General features: G+C 70.2%; 13 protein-coding genes and 1 tRNA gene. 9 read left to right on the plus strand and 5 right to left on the minus strand.

From position 1 onward, the window contains the following. Positions 1–13 precede the first annotated feature (13 nt). The gene (locus DEA06_RS00095; protein ID WP_116645945.1) at positions 14–1597 is read left to right on the plus strand and encodes a carboxylesterase/lipase family protein; all 1584 of its coding nucleotides are present in this window, start codon (positions 14–16) and stop codon (positions 1595–1597) included. 123 nt (positions 1598–1720) lie between these two features. Here the strand turns inward: DEA06_RS00095 and DEA06_RS16425 are convergent. After that, a tRNA-Met gene (locus tag DEA06_RS16425) sits at positions 1721–1796 on the minus strand. A 130-nt stretch (positions 1797–1926) separates the two neighbouring features. Between DEA06_RS16425 and DEA06_RS00100 the strand changes: the two genes are divergently transcribed. Beyond that, the gene (locus DEA06_RS00100; protein ID WP_116645946.1) at positions 1927–2802 is read left to right on the plus strand and encodes a CHAD domain-containing protein; all 876 of its coding nucleotides are present in this window, start codon (positions 1927–1929) and stop codon (positions 2800–2802) included. A 40-nt stretch (positions 2803–2842) separates the two neighbouring features. Further along, positions 2843–5290: a UvrD-helicase domain-containing protein gene (locus tag DEA06_RS00105; protein ID WP_116645947.1), complete on the plus strand. Its 2448-nt coding sequence runs from the start codon at positions 2843–2845 to the stop codon at positions 5288–5290. On the opposite strand, the gene DEA06_RS16430 is transcribed toward DEA06_RS00105, so the two are convergent. Continuing rightward, positions 5287–5649 carry a hypothetical protein gene (locus DEA06_RS16430; RefSeq protein ID WP_165817887.1) on the minus strand — a complete coding sequence of 121 codons (363 nt, stop codon included), beginning with the start codon at positions 5647–5649 and terminating at the stop codon, positions 5287–5289. The genes DEA06_RS00105 and DEA06_RS16430 overlap by 4 nt on opposite strands. 232 nt (positions 5650–5881) lie before the next feature. Here DEA06_RS16430 and DEA06_RS00110 point away from each other — a divergent pair, with 232 nt between their 5' ends. The 3 genes from DEA06_RS00110 (at position 5882) to DEA06_RS00120 (ending at position 8523) form a co-directional block, all read left to right on the plus strand. Next, positions 5882–6904: an SseB family protein gene (locus DEA06_RS00110; protein WP_165817888.1), complete on the plus strand. Its 1023-nt coding sequence runs from the start codon at positions 5882–5884 to the stop codon at positions 6902–6904. A gap of 59 nt (positions 6905–6963) precedes the next feature. Further along, the gene (gene ligD / locus DEA06_RS00115; protein ID WP_116645949.1) at positions 6964–7992 is read left to right on the plus strand and encodes a non-homologous end-joining DNA ligase; all 1029 of its coding nucleotides are present in this window, start codon (positions 6964–6966) and stop codon (positions 7990–7992) included. Positions 7993–8148: 156 nt separating this feature from the next. Next, positions 8149–8523: an LPXTG cell wall anchor domain-containing protein gene (locus DEA06_RS00120; protein ID WP_165817889.1), complete on the plus strand. Its 375-nt coding sequence runs from the start codon at positions 8149–8151 to the stop codon at positions 8521–8523. On the opposite strand, the gene DEA06_RS00125 is transcribed toward DEA06_RS00120, so the two are convergent. Genes DEA06_RS00125 through DEA06_RS00135 form a run of 3 tightly spaced genes read right to left on the minus strand, consistent with a single transcriptional unit; the run spans position 8496 to position 12010 of the window. After that, positions 8496–9539 (minus strand): ATP-dependent DNA ligase, encoded by a 1044-nt coding sequence (locus DEA06_RS00125; RefSeq protein ID WP_240606745.1) that lies wholly within the window; start codon positions 9537–9539, stop codon positions 8496–8498. The genes DEA06_RS00120 and DEA06_RS00125 overlap by 28 nt on opposite strands. Before the next feature lie 4 nt (positions 9540–9543). Next, entirely contained in the window at positions 9544–10719 is a 1176-nt protein-coding gene (locus tag DEA06_RS00130) for an AI-2E family transporter (protein WP_116645951.1), read from the minus strand. 52 nt (positions 10720–10771) lie between these two features. Continuing rightward, positions 10772–12010 carry an acyl-CoA dehydrogenase family protein gene (locus DEA06_RS00135; protein WP_116645952.1) on the minus strand — a complete coding sequence of 413 codons (1239 nt, stop codon included), beginning with the start codon at positions 12008–12010 and terminating at the stop codon, positions 10772–10774. 112 nt (positions 12011–12122) lie between these two features. Here DEA06_RS00135 and DEA06_RS00140 point away from each other — a divergent pair, with 112 nt between their 5' ends. The 3 genes from DEA06_RS00140 (at position 12123) to sucD (ending at position 15922) form a co-directional block, all read left to right on the plus strand. After that, positions 12123–13652 carry an FAD-dependent oxidoreductase gene (locus DEA06_RS00140; RefSeq protein WP_116645953.1) on the plus strand — a complete coding sequence of 510 codons (1530 nt, stop codon included), beginning with the start codon at positions 12123–12125 and terminating at the stop codon, positions 13650–13652. A 157-nt stretch (positions 13653–13809) separates the two neighbouring features. Further along, the gene (gene sucC / locus DEA06_RS00145; RefSeq protein ID WP_116645954.1) at positions 13810–14973 is read left to right on the plus strand and encodes an ADP-forming succinate--CoA ligase subunit beta; all 1164 of its coding nucleotides are present in this window, start codon (positions 13810–13812) and stop codon (positions 14971–14973) included. Positions 14974–15019: 46 nt separating this feature from the next. Continuing rightward, the gene (gene sucD / locus DEA06_RS00150) at positions 15020–15922 is read left to right on the plus strand and encodes a succinate--CoA ligase subunit alpha (protein ID WP_116645955.1); all 903 of its coding nucleotides are present in this window, start codon (positions 15020–15022) and stop codon (positions 15920–15922) included. Positions 15923–15981 lie beyond the last annotated feature (59 nt).

Here is a 15981-nt window from a genome sequence, read left to right on the forward strand (position 1 = left end):
GAAGCAGGCCACGATGTCCGATTCGATCTCCGATGCCGGCTCCGAGAACTCCTGCCTGGCGGCCGCGCCGGCCGGACGATTCCGCGGCCGGCTCGACGAGGTTCGCGCCTGGCGCGGCATCCGTTTCGCGGAAGCTCCGACGGGCGGGCGGCGCTGGCGAGACCCCGTCGCCGTCGCTCCCGTCGAAGGTGAGATCGACGCGCGCAGCTTCGGACCGGCCTGCCCGCAGCAGCTCAACCCGGCGGTGCCGCTGGGCGACGACGCGGTCATGGACGAGGACTGTCTCTCCCTGAACGTGTGGGCGCCGGTCGCAGACGACGCGGGGCTGCTGCCGGTGATGGTCTGGATCCACGGCGGCGCCTACACGTTCGGTGCGTCCAGCCAGCCGCTGTTCGACGCGACATCGCTGGTCCGCCGCGGCGACGTGATCGTCGTCACGGTCAACTACCGGCTCGGCGCTTTCGGGTTCCTCGATCTCGCCGCGCTCGTGCCCGACGGTGGATTCGATCGCAACCTCGCGCTCAAAGACGTCCTCCTCGCCCTCGCCTGGGTGCGCGAGAACATCTCGGCCTTCGGCGGCGACCCCGACCGGGTGACGATCTTCGGCGAGTCGGCCGGTGGGGGACTGGTCACCACCCTCCTGGCCACGCCGTCGGCCGAGGGGCTCTTCCAGCGCGCCATCGCGCAGTCATCACCCGCGTCGAGCGTCTACGGGGTCGAGCGCGCCCGATCGGTGGCGGAGCGCTTCGTCACACAGCTCGGCATCGACATCGCGGATGCGGCGGACGCCGCGCGGGCGTTGCGAGACGCCCCCGTCGCCGAGGTCGTCTCGGCCGCTATGGCGGTCTACGCGGCCGTTCCCGACGCCGACCCGGGCACGCTGGCCTTCGCCCCCGTCATCGACGGAGACCTCATCCCGGAATCACCGCTCGTGGCCCTCCGCGCGGGCCGAGGCATCCGCGTGCCGCTTCTGATCGGCACGAACAAGGACGAAGCGTCGCTGTTCCGGTTCATGAAGTCGCCGCTGATCCCCATCACCGACGACCGGATCGCGCGGATGCTCGACGACATGGCCGCCGACAACCCGTCGGTCGTCCCCCCGACGGCCGATCAGGTGCACACCGCCTACGAGCATGCCCGGCACCGGGCCGTCGGGCTCGGCATCGCCCGTGACATCGGGTTCCGCATGCCGACGGTCTGGATCGCCGAGGGGCATGGTGCCGTCGCCGACGTGTGGCTCTACCGCTTCGATCACGCAGCTCCCTTTCTTCGGCTCATCGGTCTGGGCGCGACGCACGCGACCGAGCTTCCCTACCTGTGGGGCAACCTCGACGGCGGCCCGAAGGATCCGACGTTCCGTCTCGGAGGCCGACGCGCGGCCCAGAGCATCTCCGTTGCGATGCAGCAGCGCTGGACCGCATTCGCGCGGGGTGAGAACCCCGACGCCGACGGCGCGACCGCCTGGGAGCCGTATCGGGTCGAGGGGGCCGATCCCGTGCGGGCGACCCTCGTGATCGACGCCCACGACACCCTGGTGCCCGACCTCGATGCGCCCGTTCGTACCGCGTGGGGCGACGAGGCACTCACCTTCCGTTAGATGCACTGCCCACGCCGGTTGCGGGCGAAGGAGATGGCGCCGGCGTAGGACGATTCGCACCGACGTGGCCTACGGCCGCGCCATGGCCTACGCCGGGAACGGATGCTGCACCGCCTGCAGAAGTGGACGCGACGGCGGGAGTCGAACCCGCCACGCAGTCGGGTATGAACCGATGCCCGGGACCGCCCGGATCGCCGCGATGACGGTTCCACGTTAGAACGCCGGTCGCACCCGGGTCGAGGTCTGTGACCGATGATTTCCCCCTGAGTCGTCAGTGTGACGGGCGTCGTTCCCCGCGGCCTCGACGGGCCCCGCACTAGGGTGTGCGGATGGTTGCACCGCACGTGTCCCTGGGCGAGGTGGCCCGTTCGATGGTCCGCGGGGCGGCGGGTGCCGTCCTCGACGCCGAGCAGGCGGCTCTCGCCGACGAACCCGACGGCCTGCACGCACTGCGCACGCGCGTGCGGCGGCTGCGCAGCATCCTGTCGCTGCTGCGCGATCACCTCGACGACCGTCGATCGCAGAGGCTGCGTGTGCCGTTGCGCGAGTGGGGGAGCCAGCTCGGCACCGTTCGCGACGCCGAGGTTCTGGCCGCCGAAGCCGCCTCGGCACTGGCCGCTGCGGGCATCGACGACGATGCCATGAGGCGTCGGCTCGTCGAGGAGCCGCTGGCCGACTACGCCCGGCTGCACGCCCGCCTGGTGGCGCTGAGCGAGCAGCCGAGGGCGAAAGAGCGGATGCGGGAGCTGCACGCGTTCGCGGCCGATCCGCCGCTCGTCGGGGTCGACGCCGATGCGACCGGGGCGCTGACCGCGGTGCTGCGACGTGAGGCGCGACGCGTGCGGAAGGCCGCGAAGCGGCTGGACGGCTCGATGGAGCGACTGCACGACGTGCGCAAGGCCGGGCGGCGCCTGCGGTACGCCGCCGAGGCGATCGGCGAGGCGGGGCCGGCCACTCTCACCGACGCAGCGGCGGCCGCGGCGAAAGCCGGCTCGCGGCTGCACGACGTGCTGGGCGACCACCGTGACGCGGTCGTGCTGGCCGCCCGTCTCGAGCGTTCGAGGGTGCGCGCGGCGAGGGCGGGGGAGGCGACGGAGGGCTACGACCGGCTGATCGCCGCGGCGACCGCCCGTGCGATGCGGCGGCGGGGCCAACTCGACCGAGCCCTCCGCAGGGTGCGGGACGCGTCGAAGATGCTCGACTGACGGGGCGGGTGTCGGAGCCCGCGCCTACACTTGACGGGACATGACCGACGCATCCACGCCCCTCATCGTCGGCAGCGGCACCGGGCGCTTCGACAAGGCCGATCACGCCTCGCGCTCCGACGACGACCTGCTCGCCGGGCTCAACCCGCCCCAACTCGAGGCCGTCACATATCGCGGCCCCGCGTTGCTGATCGTGGCCGGTGCCGGTTCGGGTAAGACGAGCGTGCTCACGCGCCGTATCGCCTCGCTGCTGCGCAGCCGCGAGGCGTGGCCGAGCCAGATCCTCGCCATCACGTTCACCAATAAGGCCGCGGGCGAGATGCGCGAGCGAGTGCGCTCGCTGATCGGCGACCGCGCCGAGGGCATGTGGATCTCCACGTTCCACTCCGCGTGCGTGCGCATCCTCCGCCGCGAGGCCCAGCAGTTCGGTTTCACGAAGTCGTTCACGATCTACGACTCCGGTGACTCCCGTGCGCTCATCAAGCGGCTCGTCAAAGAGCACGAGGGCGACGCGTTCGGCCTGACGCCGGCGGGCACGCAGAGTCGCATCTCGAAGCTGAAGAACGAGCTCGCCGACGCGGAGTCCTACGCGCGCCAGGCGAACATGAGCGACCCCGTCGAGCGGGTCTTCGTCGAGATCTTCGGCGCCTACCAGCGCGAGCTGCAGAAATCCAACGCCTTCGACTTCGACGATCTCATCGGGCAGACGGTCTACCTCTTCCGCGCCTTCCCGCACGTGGCCGATCAGTACCGTCGGCGCTTCCGGCACATTCTCGTCGACGAGTACCAAGACACCAACCACGCGCAGTACGCGCTCATCCACGAGCTGACCCGTCCGATCGGGTCGGATGCCGCGCCGATCGCCTCCAGCGGCGGCATGATGATCTTCGAGCCAGAGCCCGTCGGCGAAGACGCCGCGTCTCTCACGGTCGTCGGTGACTCGGATCAGTCGATCTACGCGTTCCGCGGCGCCGACATCCGCAACATCACCGAGTTCGAGCGCGACTACCCGGGTGCGAAGGTCGTGCTGCTCGAGCAGAACTACCGTTCCACGCAGAACATCCTGTCGGCGGCGAACGCCGTCATCAGCAACAACTTCGACCGCAAAGAGAAGCGCCTCTGGACCGACGTGGGCGCCGGCGAACCCATCATCGGGTTCACCGGGTACTCGCAGCACGACGAAGCCCAGTTCGTCGCCGACGAGATCGAGTCGCTGCACAAGACGGGCGTCGACTACTCGCAGATGGCCGTGTTCTACCGCACGAACTCTCAGTCGCGCGCGCTGGAAGAGATCTTCATCCGCGCGGCGGTGCCCTACAAGATCATGGGCGGCACCAAGTTCTACGAGCGCGCCGAGATCAAGGACGCCCTCGCCTATCTGGTCGCGGTGGCGAACCCCGCCGACGAGATGGCGCTCCGCCGCATCCTGAATCGCCCGCGCCGCGGCATCGGTGACGTGACGGAGACGTCGATCGCCCGATACGCGGCCGACCAGCAGATCACCTTCCGCGATGCTCTTGCGAACTCCTCTGCTCTGGGCGTCGGGCCCAAGCTGCAGGCCGCTATCGCGCAGCTCGACGCCATCCTCGCCGAGGCGACCGCGATCATGCTGCCCGCCACCGGCGAGCTCGCGCCCCCCACGGCCGTCGCCGAGGGACTCACCCTGCTGCTGAACAAGTCGGGCTACTTCGACGCACTGCGGCGCAGCCGCGACCCGCAAGACGAAGCGCGCCTCGAGAACCTCGACGAGCTCGTCGCGGTGACACGCGAGTTCGCCCGCAACAACCCCGAGGGCACGATCATCGACTTCCTCAGCGAAGTGGCCCTGGTCGCCGACGCCGACGACCTCGACGATGCGTCGGGGTCGGTGTCGCTGATGACCCTCCACACGGCGAAGGGGCTCGAGTTCGACGCGGTCTTCCTCACCGGTGTGGAGGAAGACCTCATCCCGCACCGCATCTCGGCGAACGAGCCCGGGGGGCCCGCCGAGGAACGCCGCCTGTTCTATGTCGGCATCACGCGTGCGCGCAAGCGTCTCTACCTCTCGCTGGCGATGACCCGCGCGCAGTTCGGCGAGGTCACGGTCGCCATGCCCAGCCGGTTCCTGCAAGAGGTGCCGTCGGAGCTCATCGACTGGCGCCAATCGCCGGGTGATGTGAACTCGCGCGGCGGCTCTCGCTCCCGTGCCCTCAACGCTCGTCCGTCGGGTGGCTCCGATTCCGGCAGCTGGGGCACGAAGCGCTACGGCGACGACCTGGCGCCGAAGTCGACGGCGATCGACAGGTTTCCCAATCGCATCCCCGCGAAGGTGCGCGACAACGGCGATCTCGTGCTCGCATCGGGTGATCGCATCCGGCACGACGACTTCGGCGAGGGTCGCGTCGATGCCGTGACGGGGGAGGGCGCCAAACGAGTCGCCCACGTGAGGTTCGACACGGTCGGTGCCAAGAAGCTCCTCATCAAGATCGCACCGATCGCGAAGATCTAGCGATCGCCCTCGGCGGTCGGAACGCCGAGTTCTTCTGCCACAGCGGGGTCGGCCAGCACGGCCTCCAGGAGATCGTGCGCGCTCTCGGCGGTGATCTGCACTCGGATGTCTCGGCCGTTCTCGATCACCAGCCAGGTGCGCGAGTCGCTACGCCGGCGGAGGAGGCCTACCTCGACGTCCGCCGTCGAGATCGCGGCACCGTCGCGTGCGTCGCGCAATGTCAGGGTGAGCGAGCGCCCACCGCTGCGGTGGTCTTCGTCGGCCTCGTGCGTGGTGTGGCCGTGTCGCGTCGTGCACCAGGCGAAGGGGCAGGACGGGCCTCGGCTCTCGGGTCGGCGCCGAACCTCGTCGTCGCTCATCGGGGCTCCCCTCTCGCCATTCGACGTCCGTCATCGCTGGGTGAGGTGGGCACGACCTCTCCGCCCAGTAAAGCGTGGGGTTCCGACATCGCGTGCTCGCCGACCGGGGCTCGCGTGCGCATGTGTACATGCTAGTGCGGTTGCCGTAGTCCGTGGAGACGAGGGGCCGCCACCCCCGCGACCGCGTGATTCGCCGCATGCGTGGACGGGGCCTCGGGCTAGGCTGAAACGGATGGCTCTCTTCTCGCGTCGAAAGAACTCCGACCGTCCGGCCACCTCCGAGGCTCCGGCCGAGGCTGGCACCGCCGACGTCCCGGCCCCGCCGGCCCCGCCGGTGAGTGACCCCGCGGCATCGGTCGGCATATCGCTCTCCACGTTCCAGGGCGTGGGCGCGTCTCAGCCCGCCGCGCCCGTCCCCGACCCGCGACCACGGGCCCGCGCGGTGCCCGCCGAGGCTCCCGCGCCGACCGAGTCGCTCCCGGGCGTGTACGACAACGTGCTTCTCCGCGATGCGCTGGCAGCGCTGCCCGATCCGCCCACACCGACCGCGCTGATGAACGTTGCGCGGCAGCTGCTGCAGGGGCACCTCTATCTGAGGGTCAAGGGCGATGCGCGGGCGCTGCTGGCGGAAGGCCGCGGTCTGCCGCTCGCGGTGACCCGGCGCGGCGAGAAGCAGCACGTCCTCGTCTACAGCTCCGGCACCGCTCTCCAGGCCAGCGTGAAGGCCGACGGTGACACCGACACCTCCGCGATGGCGCAACCGGTTCTCACGGTGCTGCGCCATGTGCTCGACGGGCCCTACGAGGGCATCGTCATCGACCCGTCGTCGGGTCCTGCCCGGGCGGTCCTGCCGAAGCCGCTCCTCCAGCGCGCCGTCGACGAGGCGCACGCGACGTTGGTCATCAAGACACTCCTCGCCACCCCGCGCACAGACGAGACGGCGCCTGCGGTCGCCGCCGCGCTGGCTGAGGCGCCCCTGTGGATCGCCGTACGGCGCACCGAGGAGGGCGGGCCCGTCGGCATCGCCGAATCGCGCACGGCCGACGGCGACCGCTACCTCGAGGTGTTCTCCCACCCGCTCGAAGTGCTCAGCCTCGGCCGCGGCGACCAGGCCCTGCCGGTCACGGCCGATCAGCTCGGCAAAGCCCTCGCCGCCGACGCGGGGCTCACCGGGGTGCTCGTCGATCCGGGCGGACCGTGGATCCGCGTGCCCCGCAGCGAGCTGGCCGCGCTCCTCACCGACGCGACCTCGTAGTCGACTCATCCGATCCCCGCAGGGGTGACGGATGCTGTGCGCCGCCCTAGTGTCGAACAATGGCGTCTCCGCGCATCACCCTCACCGTCCCGGGCCCTGATGGCGATCGGGAGGTGGGGCTGTCGAGCCCCGATCGCGTGCTCTGGCCGGATGCGGGGATCACCAAGCGCGAGCTCGCCGAGTACTTCGTCGCCGTGGCGGAGCCGTTCCTCGCGGCGAACGGCGACCGACCTGTGTCGTTGGAGAGGTTTCCCGACGGCATCGAGGGGGAGAGCTTCTTCTCGAAGAACCCGCCGAAAGGTGCGCCCGACTACGTCGAAGCGGTGACCGTCACCTACAACAGCGGACGCACGCATCCGCAGCTCGTCCTCACCGAGATCGCGTCGGCGGTGTGGGCCGCACAGATGAACACCATCGTCTTCCATCCGTGGGCGTCGCTCGCCGACGACACCGACCGACCCGTCGAGCTGCGCATCGACCTCGACCCCCAGCCCGGCACCGGGTTCGCCGAGGCCGTCGCCGCCGCCCACGGGCTGCGCGAGGTACTCCACGACGCGGGGCTCGAACCCTGGATCAAGACCAGCGGGAACCGCGGGCTGCACGTCTTCTGCCCCATCGAACCGACCCACGAGTTCCTCGATGTGCGGCACGCGGTGATCGCCGCGGCGCGTGAGCTGGAACGGCGGATGCCCGATCGCGTGACGACCAACTGGTGGAAGGAGGAGCGCGGAGAGCGGATCTTCGTCGACTTCAACCAGGCGAACCGCGATCGCACCATGGCCGGCGCCTACTCGCCGCGCGCGCTCCCGGCGGCGACCGTCTCCACCCCGGTGACGTGGGACGAGCTCGACGGAGTGGATCCGCGCGCCTTCACCGTACGAACCGTGCCGCAGAGATTGGCCGACGTCGGCGACCCCTGGCGCGGGATCCTCGACACGCGCGGTCGGATCGACGTGCTGCTGCAGTGGTGGGAGCGCGACCTGTCCGCCGGACTCGGCGAGTTGCCGTTCCCGCCCGAGTTTCCCAAGATGCCGGGCGAACCGCCCCGCGTGCAGCCGTCTCGCGCCCGCAAGCCCGATGCGAACTGACGGACCGGGGTGCGCGGGGTGAGCGTCGCGCCGGCGACACCGGGATGCGCGGATCCGATGTCGCGTGTCGCGGGCCGATCACGATATTGTGGAAAGAGGCGACAAAACGCCGACAGCGTCGAACGGCCAAGGGCGGCCGGGAATCGGAGAACAAGGGTGCGAACGTCGAACGGACGCAGATCGGTCGGCATCGTCGCCGGGGCAGTGCTCGCGGGGGCTCTGCTGCTCCCGGCGGGCGTGGCATCAGCCCAATCCGTCGACGGCGAATCGCTGACCCTCGTCGTCGAGATCCCCGAGCGCACCGCCACTCCCACCCCGTCGCCCACGGCGACGATCGATCCGACACCGTGGCCGCAGCCGTCGTCGAGCTCGACGGCCGCGCCGGGCAACGGCGCATCGGGTCAGCTCCCCGCGACCGGCGGCGAGGGACTGCTCTGGCTCCTGGTCGCCGGCGGCGCGATCACCGCGGTCGGCCTCACGATCCGCGGCGCGGCGCGTTCGCGTCAATCGAGCACGTCGCCCAGGTCGTAGGCCGAGATCGTCTCGAGCTGCTCGTACGTGCACGACCGCGCGTCGCGGTCGTCGCGCCACCGCTCGAACTGCACCGTGTGACGGAAACGGTACCCCTCAAGCTGGTCGTACCGGACTTCGAGAACCCGTTCGGGCCGTAGCCGCACGAAGGACACGTCCTTCGACGCCGAGAAGCGAGAGCGGTCGGTCTCTCCGGTGATCGGGTCTCCCACGTCGTCGCGCTCCACGTACGGTGCGAGCTCGTCGATGAGGGAGAGTCGTCGCTCGTTGCTCCATGCGGCCACCCCGCCCACCCCCATGAGGGTGCCCTCGGCGGTGTAGAGCCCGACGAGGAGCGAACCGACGCCCTGACCCGACTTGTGGATGCGGTACCCCAGTGCGACGACGTCCGCCGTGCGGGCGTGCTTGATCTTGAACATGGTGCGCTTGTTCGGGGCGTAGGGCTGGGCGAGCGGCTTCGCGACGACGCCGTCGAGCCCCGCTCCCTCGAATTCCGCGAGCCAGCGCCGCGCGACGTCGGCGTCGTCCGACGTGCGCGTCACGTGCACCGGGTGGGGGAGCGCCACGAGCAGGTCGACGAGTTCGGCGCGACGCACCGAGAACGGCTCGGGCTGGAGGTCGCGCTCGCCGCGCGCGAGCAGATCGAACGCGATGAACATCGCCGGCGTCTCCTCGGCGAGCATCGCCACGCGGGAGGCGGCGGGGTGGATGCGCTGCGACAGCGACTCCCAGTCGAGGCGCTGCGCTCCCGGTTCGCCCCGGGCGACGACGATCTCGCCGTCGATGAGGCACGGCTGCGGAAGAAGGCGGGTGAACGCCTCCACCAGCTCGGGGAAGTATCGGGTGAGGGGCTTCGCGCCGCGGCTGCCGATCTCGACCGCGGTGCCGTCCCACGACACCAGAGCGCGGAACCCGTCCCACTTGGGCTCGTAGCTCAGACCGCCGTCGACCTTGGCCTGTTCGGGCACCCGGGGCACGGACTTCGCCAGCATGGGCGCCGGGATGTCGTAGGGCACGACCTCACCCCTCGCCGCCGGAGAGCGACACGGGCGACCGACGCTTCTTTCGCCGGGCCCACTCGGCCGGCTCGTTCTCGCCGTTCCAGACCGACACGATGCCCCACGCGACGGCGGTCAGCGGCACGGCGAGCAGGGTTCCGAGGATTCCGCCGATCGCGGTACCGCCGGCGAGCACGACGAGTACGACGAACGAGTGCAGCTTCATCGTGCGGCCCATCAGCACCGGCTGGAGGAAGTTCCCCTCGAGCTGGTTGACGAGCACGACCACCCCGACGACGAAGAGCGCGTTGACCGGTCCGTTCGCCACCAGCGCGACGAGCGCTGCCAGCACGCCGGCCGAGACCGCGCCGACGATCGGGATGAAGGCGAGGAGGAAGACGAGCACGGCCAGGGGGAGCGCCAGGGGCACCTGGAGGATGAGGAGGCCGATGTAGATGCCGATGGCGTCGACGGCCGCGACCGAGGCGGTGCCCCGCACGTACGAGCCGAGAACCGACACCGTCTTGTCGCCGATGCGTCGCGCGCGGTCGTAGTGGGTGCCGCGGAAGGGACGCAGCACGAACTCCCACATGCGGGGTCCGTCCTTGAGGAAGAAGAACAGGATCACGATCAGCAGCACGAAACCGGTGGCGAACGATGCGATCGCGCTGACGCCCGCCAGCGCCCCGGTGCCGAACTGTGCGCTCGTGACGAAGTCGGTGACCGCCGACATCGCGCTGTCGATCTGCTCGGGCGAGATGGCGAAGGGCAGCGTGTGGTACCAGTCGAGCGCCTGCGAGAAGCCGTCCTGCGCTTGCGAATAGAGGTCGTCCCACTGGTCGACGACGGCGCGCACGACCAGCCAGCCCAGCCCCGTCAGCACCGCGACGACGGCGAGGAGGGTGAGCAGGGTCGCGATCAGCGACGGCACGCCCTTTCGCCGCATCCACATCGTGAACGGCCCGAACGCCGAGGCGAAGATCAGCGCGAGGATGAGGGGGATCACGACGAGCGTCACCTGCTGGATGCCCCAGATGAGGCCGGCGACGACGATGACGAGCACGATGATCTGCACGCCGCGCAGGGCGAGGCGTCCGAAGCTGTCGGCCCACAACGAGCGGGGTGGGGTGTCTTCGGTGTGCTCGATGGCGGATGCGACGGCATCCTTGTGCACGGGCGCGCGACGGAACAGGCTCATGCTCCGAAGGTAGCCGGTCGCTCCAATGCGTACCCGGGGTTGCGGCGATGCGTTATACGAACGCGCTCATGCCGGTGATGTCGCGGCCGAGCAGGAGCGCCTGCACGCTCTCGGTGCCTTCGTACGTGTGGATCGCCTCGATGTCGGCCATGTGCTGCATCACGCCGTTCTCGAGCAGGATGCCATTGCCGCCGAGCAGGTCGCGCGCCGTCGACGCGACCCGACGGGCCGCGCGCGTGTTGTGGTACTTCGCGAGCGAGGCCTGTGTGGGACGAAGACCGCCGGATGCTTCGAGGTCGGCCAACCGGCGGCAGAACAGCTGCATGCCGGTGAGGTCGTCGAGCATCTGCGTCAGGCGCTCCTGGATGAGCTGGAACTTCGCCAGCGGCTTGCCGAACTGCACGCGCTGCGTGGCGTAGGACAGGGCGGCCTCGTAGCAGGCGGTCGCGTGGCCGAGGGCCGACCACGCCACGCCCGAACGCGTGGCGAAGAGTACGGTCGACGCATCTTTGAAGCTCTTCGTGCCGGGAAGCACCGCGCTCAGCGGCACCCGGACATCGTCGAGCGCGATGTGCGCCTGGTGGATCGCGCGCAGCGACGCCTTGCCGGGGATGACGGTGCCGGTGTACCCGGGGAGCGACTGCTCGACGAGGAAGCACCGCACCGAGCCGTGCTCGGCGGCGTCCGGGTCGTCGACGCGCGCCCACACGAAGGTGACCCCGCCGGAGGCGCCGTTGCCGATCCACTTCTTCGTGCCGCGCAGCACCCACGCGTCGCCGTCGCGCCGCGCGACCGTCTCGAGCGAGACCGAGTCCGACCCGTGGTCGGGCTCGGTGAGCGCGAACGCGCCGAGCACGTCGCCGCGGAAGAGCGGCTGCAGCCATCGCTCGCGCTGCTCGGGTGAGCCGTAGAGCGCGAGCGTGCGCAGGGCGAGTCCGCCCTGGACGGCCACGATGGTGCCGAGCGAGCCGTCGCCGCGGGAGACCTCCATGTTCACCAGTCCCGCCGCCAGGGGAGACGAAGCGGGGAGGTCGGGGTCGTCGATGCCGTCGGCGAACAGCCCGAGCTCGCCCATGCGGGGGAGGAGGTCGATGGGGAACTCCGCGGCATCCCACGCGCCCTGCATCCGCGTTCCGACCTCGTCGATGAGAGTCTGCGCGTTCTTCCAGGCGTCGAGGTCGGCACCGGACACGTCGGCGAAGACCGCGTAGTAGTCGGTGCCGCGTCGGCCGGTGAGGTCGTAGCGCGAGACGGCCTCGCCGGGGAGGTGTGAAGTAGCAGCGTCGCTCATGCGAACCACGCTAGACGGTCGAGCCCCCGATGCGGGCGGGTTGCCTCGACCGCGTCGAGGTGTCGTGTCAAGCCGCCTGCGCCCGGTCACCGGCGGGCGTTGGCTGACGCGCATGACCTCTCTGTGGAAGCACGGGCTGGAGCCCGTCACCGGTACGACGATCGAAGCCGGCGCCTCGCACGAGGTCGTCGTCGTGGGTGCCGGGATCACGGGACTGTCGACCGCGCTGATGCTCGTGAGGTCGGGATTCGACGTCGCCCTCGTCGAGAAGGGCGATGTCGCCGAACTCGCCACGGGCTCGAACACCGGCAAGGTCTCGCTCCTTCAGGGAACGACCCTCTCGGGGCTGCGGCGTCACCATCCCGCCCGACTCGTCCGCGCCTACGTCGAGGCCAATCGCACCGGCGCGGAATGGGTGGCCGACACCGCACGCGAACTCGGCGTCCCGGCCACGCGACGCACGGCCTATACCTATGCGCAGGATGCCGGTGGAGTGCGCGCGGTCGGCGACGAGCATGCCGCCGCCACCGAGGCCGGTGTCGAGACGCGCATCGTGGGCGTCGACGAGATGGCGCAGGTGCCGTTCCCGATCGCGCGGGCCGTCGCGCTCGACGACCAGCTCGCGCTGGATCCGGCCCGTTTCGCCCGCGCGCTCGCCGCGGCCTTCGTCGCCGAGGGCGGTCGCCTCCACACCCGCACCCCGGTGCGGCGGGTGAGCGTGACCGGCACGCCGACGGTGCACACGGATGCGGGGGACCTCTCGGCGCACCGCGTGGTGCTGGCGACGGCGACGCCGATCATGGACCGCGGGCTCTACTTCGCCAAGACCAGCGGCCTGCGATCGTCGTGCGTCTCGTTCGCGCTCGAGGGGGATGCCTTCGACGGCATGTACCTCTCCACCGACGATCCCTCGCGCTCGATCCGCGTCGTCCGCCAGGCAGACGGACCCGTCGATGCCCCGCAGCTGATCGTCGGGGGAGCGGGTCACCCCGTCGGCCGCGAGGACTCGGCGCTCACCCTCGTGGACGAACTCGTCGCCTGGGCCCGGCAGCACCTCCCGATCGGTGAGGAGACCCACCGGTGGTCGGCGCAGGACTACCGCTCGCACAACCTCGTGCCGTTCGTCGGCACACTTCCGCGCTCACTCGGGCGGGTGAGCTTCGCGACGGGGTACGCGAAGTGGGGGCTGACGAACGGCCCGGCGGCGGCGATGCGCCTCGTGTCGGAGCTCCGCGGCGAGAAGCGGCGCGATCGCCCGCGCTGGATGACCGTGATCGGCACGCGGCTGACGGTGCCGGCCGACCTCGCACAGGGTGCGGTCGAGAACGCGTCGGTCGCTCGGGAGGCCGCTCGAGGCTGGGCGGCGGCCGAGTCGACGGCCGTGCCCGTGCCGCGCCCGGGCGACGGCGACGGCATCGTCGCGCAGCGCTCCGGCAGACCCGTCGGGATCTCGACGACCGACGGTGTCACCCGGGCCGTCGACGCCGTCTGCCCCCATCTGGGCGGAGTGCTCTCCTGGAACGATCTCGAGTGCACGTGGGACTGCCCGTTGCACGCCTCGCGGTTCGCTGCGGACGGCACCCGCATCGAGGGTCCGGCGGTAACCGACCTGCGTCGCCTGGACGACGGGGCGCAGGCCTGACGGTTCGCGCAGCCGGGACGGCCGCCTGCGCGGCCTCGGACGGGGCCGCGGATTCGGGCCTCCAGGGTCGGGATAGTAGGGTGGGGGACTGGTCGATATATCTCGACATCAAGATGTTTCCGGCTCCCCCGTCCCATCGTCCAGCGAAGGATTCTCCGTGGATCTGTACGAGTACCAGGCACGCGATCTGTTCGAAAAGTACGAGGTGCCGGTGCTTGCCGGCATCATCGCCGACACCCCCGAAGAAGTGAGAGCCGCGGCTGAGAAGCTGGGCGGCGTCGTCGTCGTCAAGGCTCAGGTCAAGACCGGCGGCCGCGGAAAGGCCGGCGGCGTGAAGGTCGCCAAGACCCCCGACGAGGCGTTCGAGGCGGCCCAGGCCATCCTCGGCCTCGACATCAAGGGCCACGTCGTCAAGCGCGTGATGGTCGCCGCAGGCGCCCGCATCGCCCAGGAGTTCTACTTCTCCGTGCTGCTCGACCGCGCGAACCGCTCGTACCTGAGCCTCGCCAGCGTCGAGGGCGGCATGGAGATCGAGCAGCTCGCCGTAGAGAAGCCCGAGGCGCTCGCGCGCATCGAGGTCGACCCGATCGAGGGGATCACCCCCGAGAAGGCGCTCGAGATCGCCAAGGCCGGCGGTTTCGACGACGAGCTCGCTCCCAAGGTCGCCGACGTCTTCGTGAAGCTCTACGCCGTCTACACCGGCGAAGACGCCACGCTGGTCGAGGTCAACCCGCTGATCCTCTCGGAGGAGGGCGACGTCATCGCCCTCGACGGCAAGGTCTCGCTCGACGAGAACGCCGGCTTCCGCCACCCCGAGCACGAAGAGCTCGAGGACAAGGACGCCGCCGACCCGCTCGAGGCCAAGGCCAAGGCCCACGACCTCAACTACGTCAAGCTCGACGGCCAGGTCGGCATCATCGGCAACGGCGCGGGCCTGGTCATGTCGACCCTCGACGTGGTGGCATACGCCGGTGAGAAGCACGGCGGCGTCAAGCCCGCGAACTTCCTCGACATCGGCGGCGGGGCCTCGGCCACGATCATGGCGGCCGGGCTCGACGTCATCCTCGGCGACGAGCAGGTCAAGAGCGTGTTCGTCAACGTCTTCGGCGGCATCACCTCGTGCGTCGCAGTCGCCGACGGCATCGTGAAGGCACTCGAGATCCTCGGCGACACCGCTTCCAAGCCGCTCGTCGTGCGCCTCGACGGCAACCAGGTCGAAGAGGGTCGCGCGATCCTCGCCGCCGCCAACCACCCGCTCGTGACCCTCGCCGCCGGTATGGACGAGGGTGCCGACAAGGCCGCCGAGCTGGCGAACGCCTGACCCGACGCTTCGACAAGCTCAGCGACTGATTCGAAGGACATAAGAAATGTCGATCTACCTCAACAAGGACTCCAAGGTCATCGTCCAGGGCATCACGGGCGGCGAGGGCACCAAGCACACCGCGCTCATGCTGAAGGCCGGCACCCAGGTCGTGGGCGGTGTCAACGCTCGTAAGGCGGGCACCGTCGTCGCGCACACGGACAAGGACGGCAACGACGTCGAGCTGCCCGTGTTCGCCTCGGTCGCCGAGGCGATCGCCGCGACCGGCGCCGACGTGTCGATCGCGTTCGTGCCGCCGGCGTTCACGAAGGACGCCATGATCGAGGCCATCGACGCCGAGATCCCGCTGCTCGTCGTCATCACCGAGGGCGTGCCCGTCGGCGACAGCGCCGAGGCGTGGGCCTACGCGAAGTCGAAGGGCGAGACCACCCGCATCATCGGTCCGAACTGCCCGGGCATCATCACGCCCGGTGAGGCGCTCGTCGGGATCACCCCCGCCAACATCACGGGTAAGGGCCCCATCGGCCTCGTCTCGAAGTCGGGCACCCTGACCTACCAGATGATGTTCGAGCTGCGCGACCTCGGCTTCTCGACCGCCATCGGCATCGGCGGCGACCCGATCATCGGCACGACGCACATCGACGCGCTCGCCGCGTTCGAGGCCGACCCCGAGACCAAGGCCATCGTCATGATCGGCGAGATCGGCGGCGACGCCGAAGAGCGCGCGGCCGACTTCATCAAGGCCAACGTCACCAAGCCCGTCGTGGGCTACGTGGCCGGTTTCACCGCACCCGAGGGCAAGACCATGGGCCACGCCGGCGCCATCGTCTCGGGCTCGGCGGGCACCGCGCAGGCCAAGAAGGAGGCCCTCGAGGCCGCCGGGGTCAAGGTCGGCAAGACGCCCAGCGAGACCGCGACGCTCATGCGCGAGATCATCGCCGCACTGTAAGCACGCACCCGAGGGGGCGGATGCTTCGACACCGGCGCGCAGGCGCCGTGGTCGAAGCA

The sequence above is a fragment of the Microbacterium sp. Gd 4-13 genome (assembly GCF_003095395.1).
Lineage (GTDB): Bacteria > Actinomycetota > Actinomycetes > Actinomycetales > Microbacteriaceae > Microbacterium.

What these genes read in the sequence shown, in the direction of transcription:
- DEA06_RS00105 (WP_116645947.1), top strand. Translation starts at nt 2,843, where the DNA reads ATGACCGACGCATCCACGCCCCTCATCGTCGGCAGCGGCACCGGGCGC.
- DEA06_RS00140 (WP_116645953.1), top strand. Translation starts at nt 12,123, where the DNA reads ATGACCTCTCTGTGGAAGCACGGGCTGGAGCCCGTCACCGGTACGACG.
- DEA06_RS00095 (WP_116645945.1), top strand. Translation starts at nt 14, where the DNA reads ATGTCCGATTCGATCTCCGATGCCGGCTCCGAGAACTCCTGCCTGGCG.
- DEA06_RS00135 (WP_116645952.1), bottom strand. Translation starts at nt 12,010, where the DNA reads ATGAGCGACGCTGCTACTTCACACCTCCCCGGCGAGGCCGTCTCGCGC.
- DEA06_RS00110 (WP_165817888.1), top strand. Translation starts at nt 5,882, where the DNA reads ATGGCTCTCTTCTCGCGTCGAAAGAACTCCGACCGTCCGGCCACCTCC.
- DEA06_RS16430 (WP_165817887.1), bottom strand. Translation starts at nt 5,649, where the DNA reads ATGAGCGACGACGAGGTTCGGCGCCGACCCGAGAGCCGAGGCCCGTCC.
- DEA06_RS00100 (WP_116645946.1), top strand. Translation starts at nt 1,927, where the DNA reads ATGGTTGCACCGCACGTGTCCCTGGGCGAGGTGGCCCGTTCGATGGTC.
- sucD (WP_116645955.1), top strand. Translation starts at nt 15,020, where the DNA reads ATGTCGATCTACCTCAACAAGGACTCCAAGGTCATCGTCCAGGGCATC.
- ligD (WP_116645949.1), top strand. Translation starts at nt 6,964, where the DNA reads ATGGCGTCTCCGCGCATCACCCTCACCGTCCCGGGCCCTGATGGCGAT.
- DEA06_RS00130 (WP_116645951.1), bottom strand. Translation starts at nt 10,719, where the DNA reads ATGAGCCTGTTCCGTCGCGCGCCCGTGCACAAGGATGCCGTCGCATCC.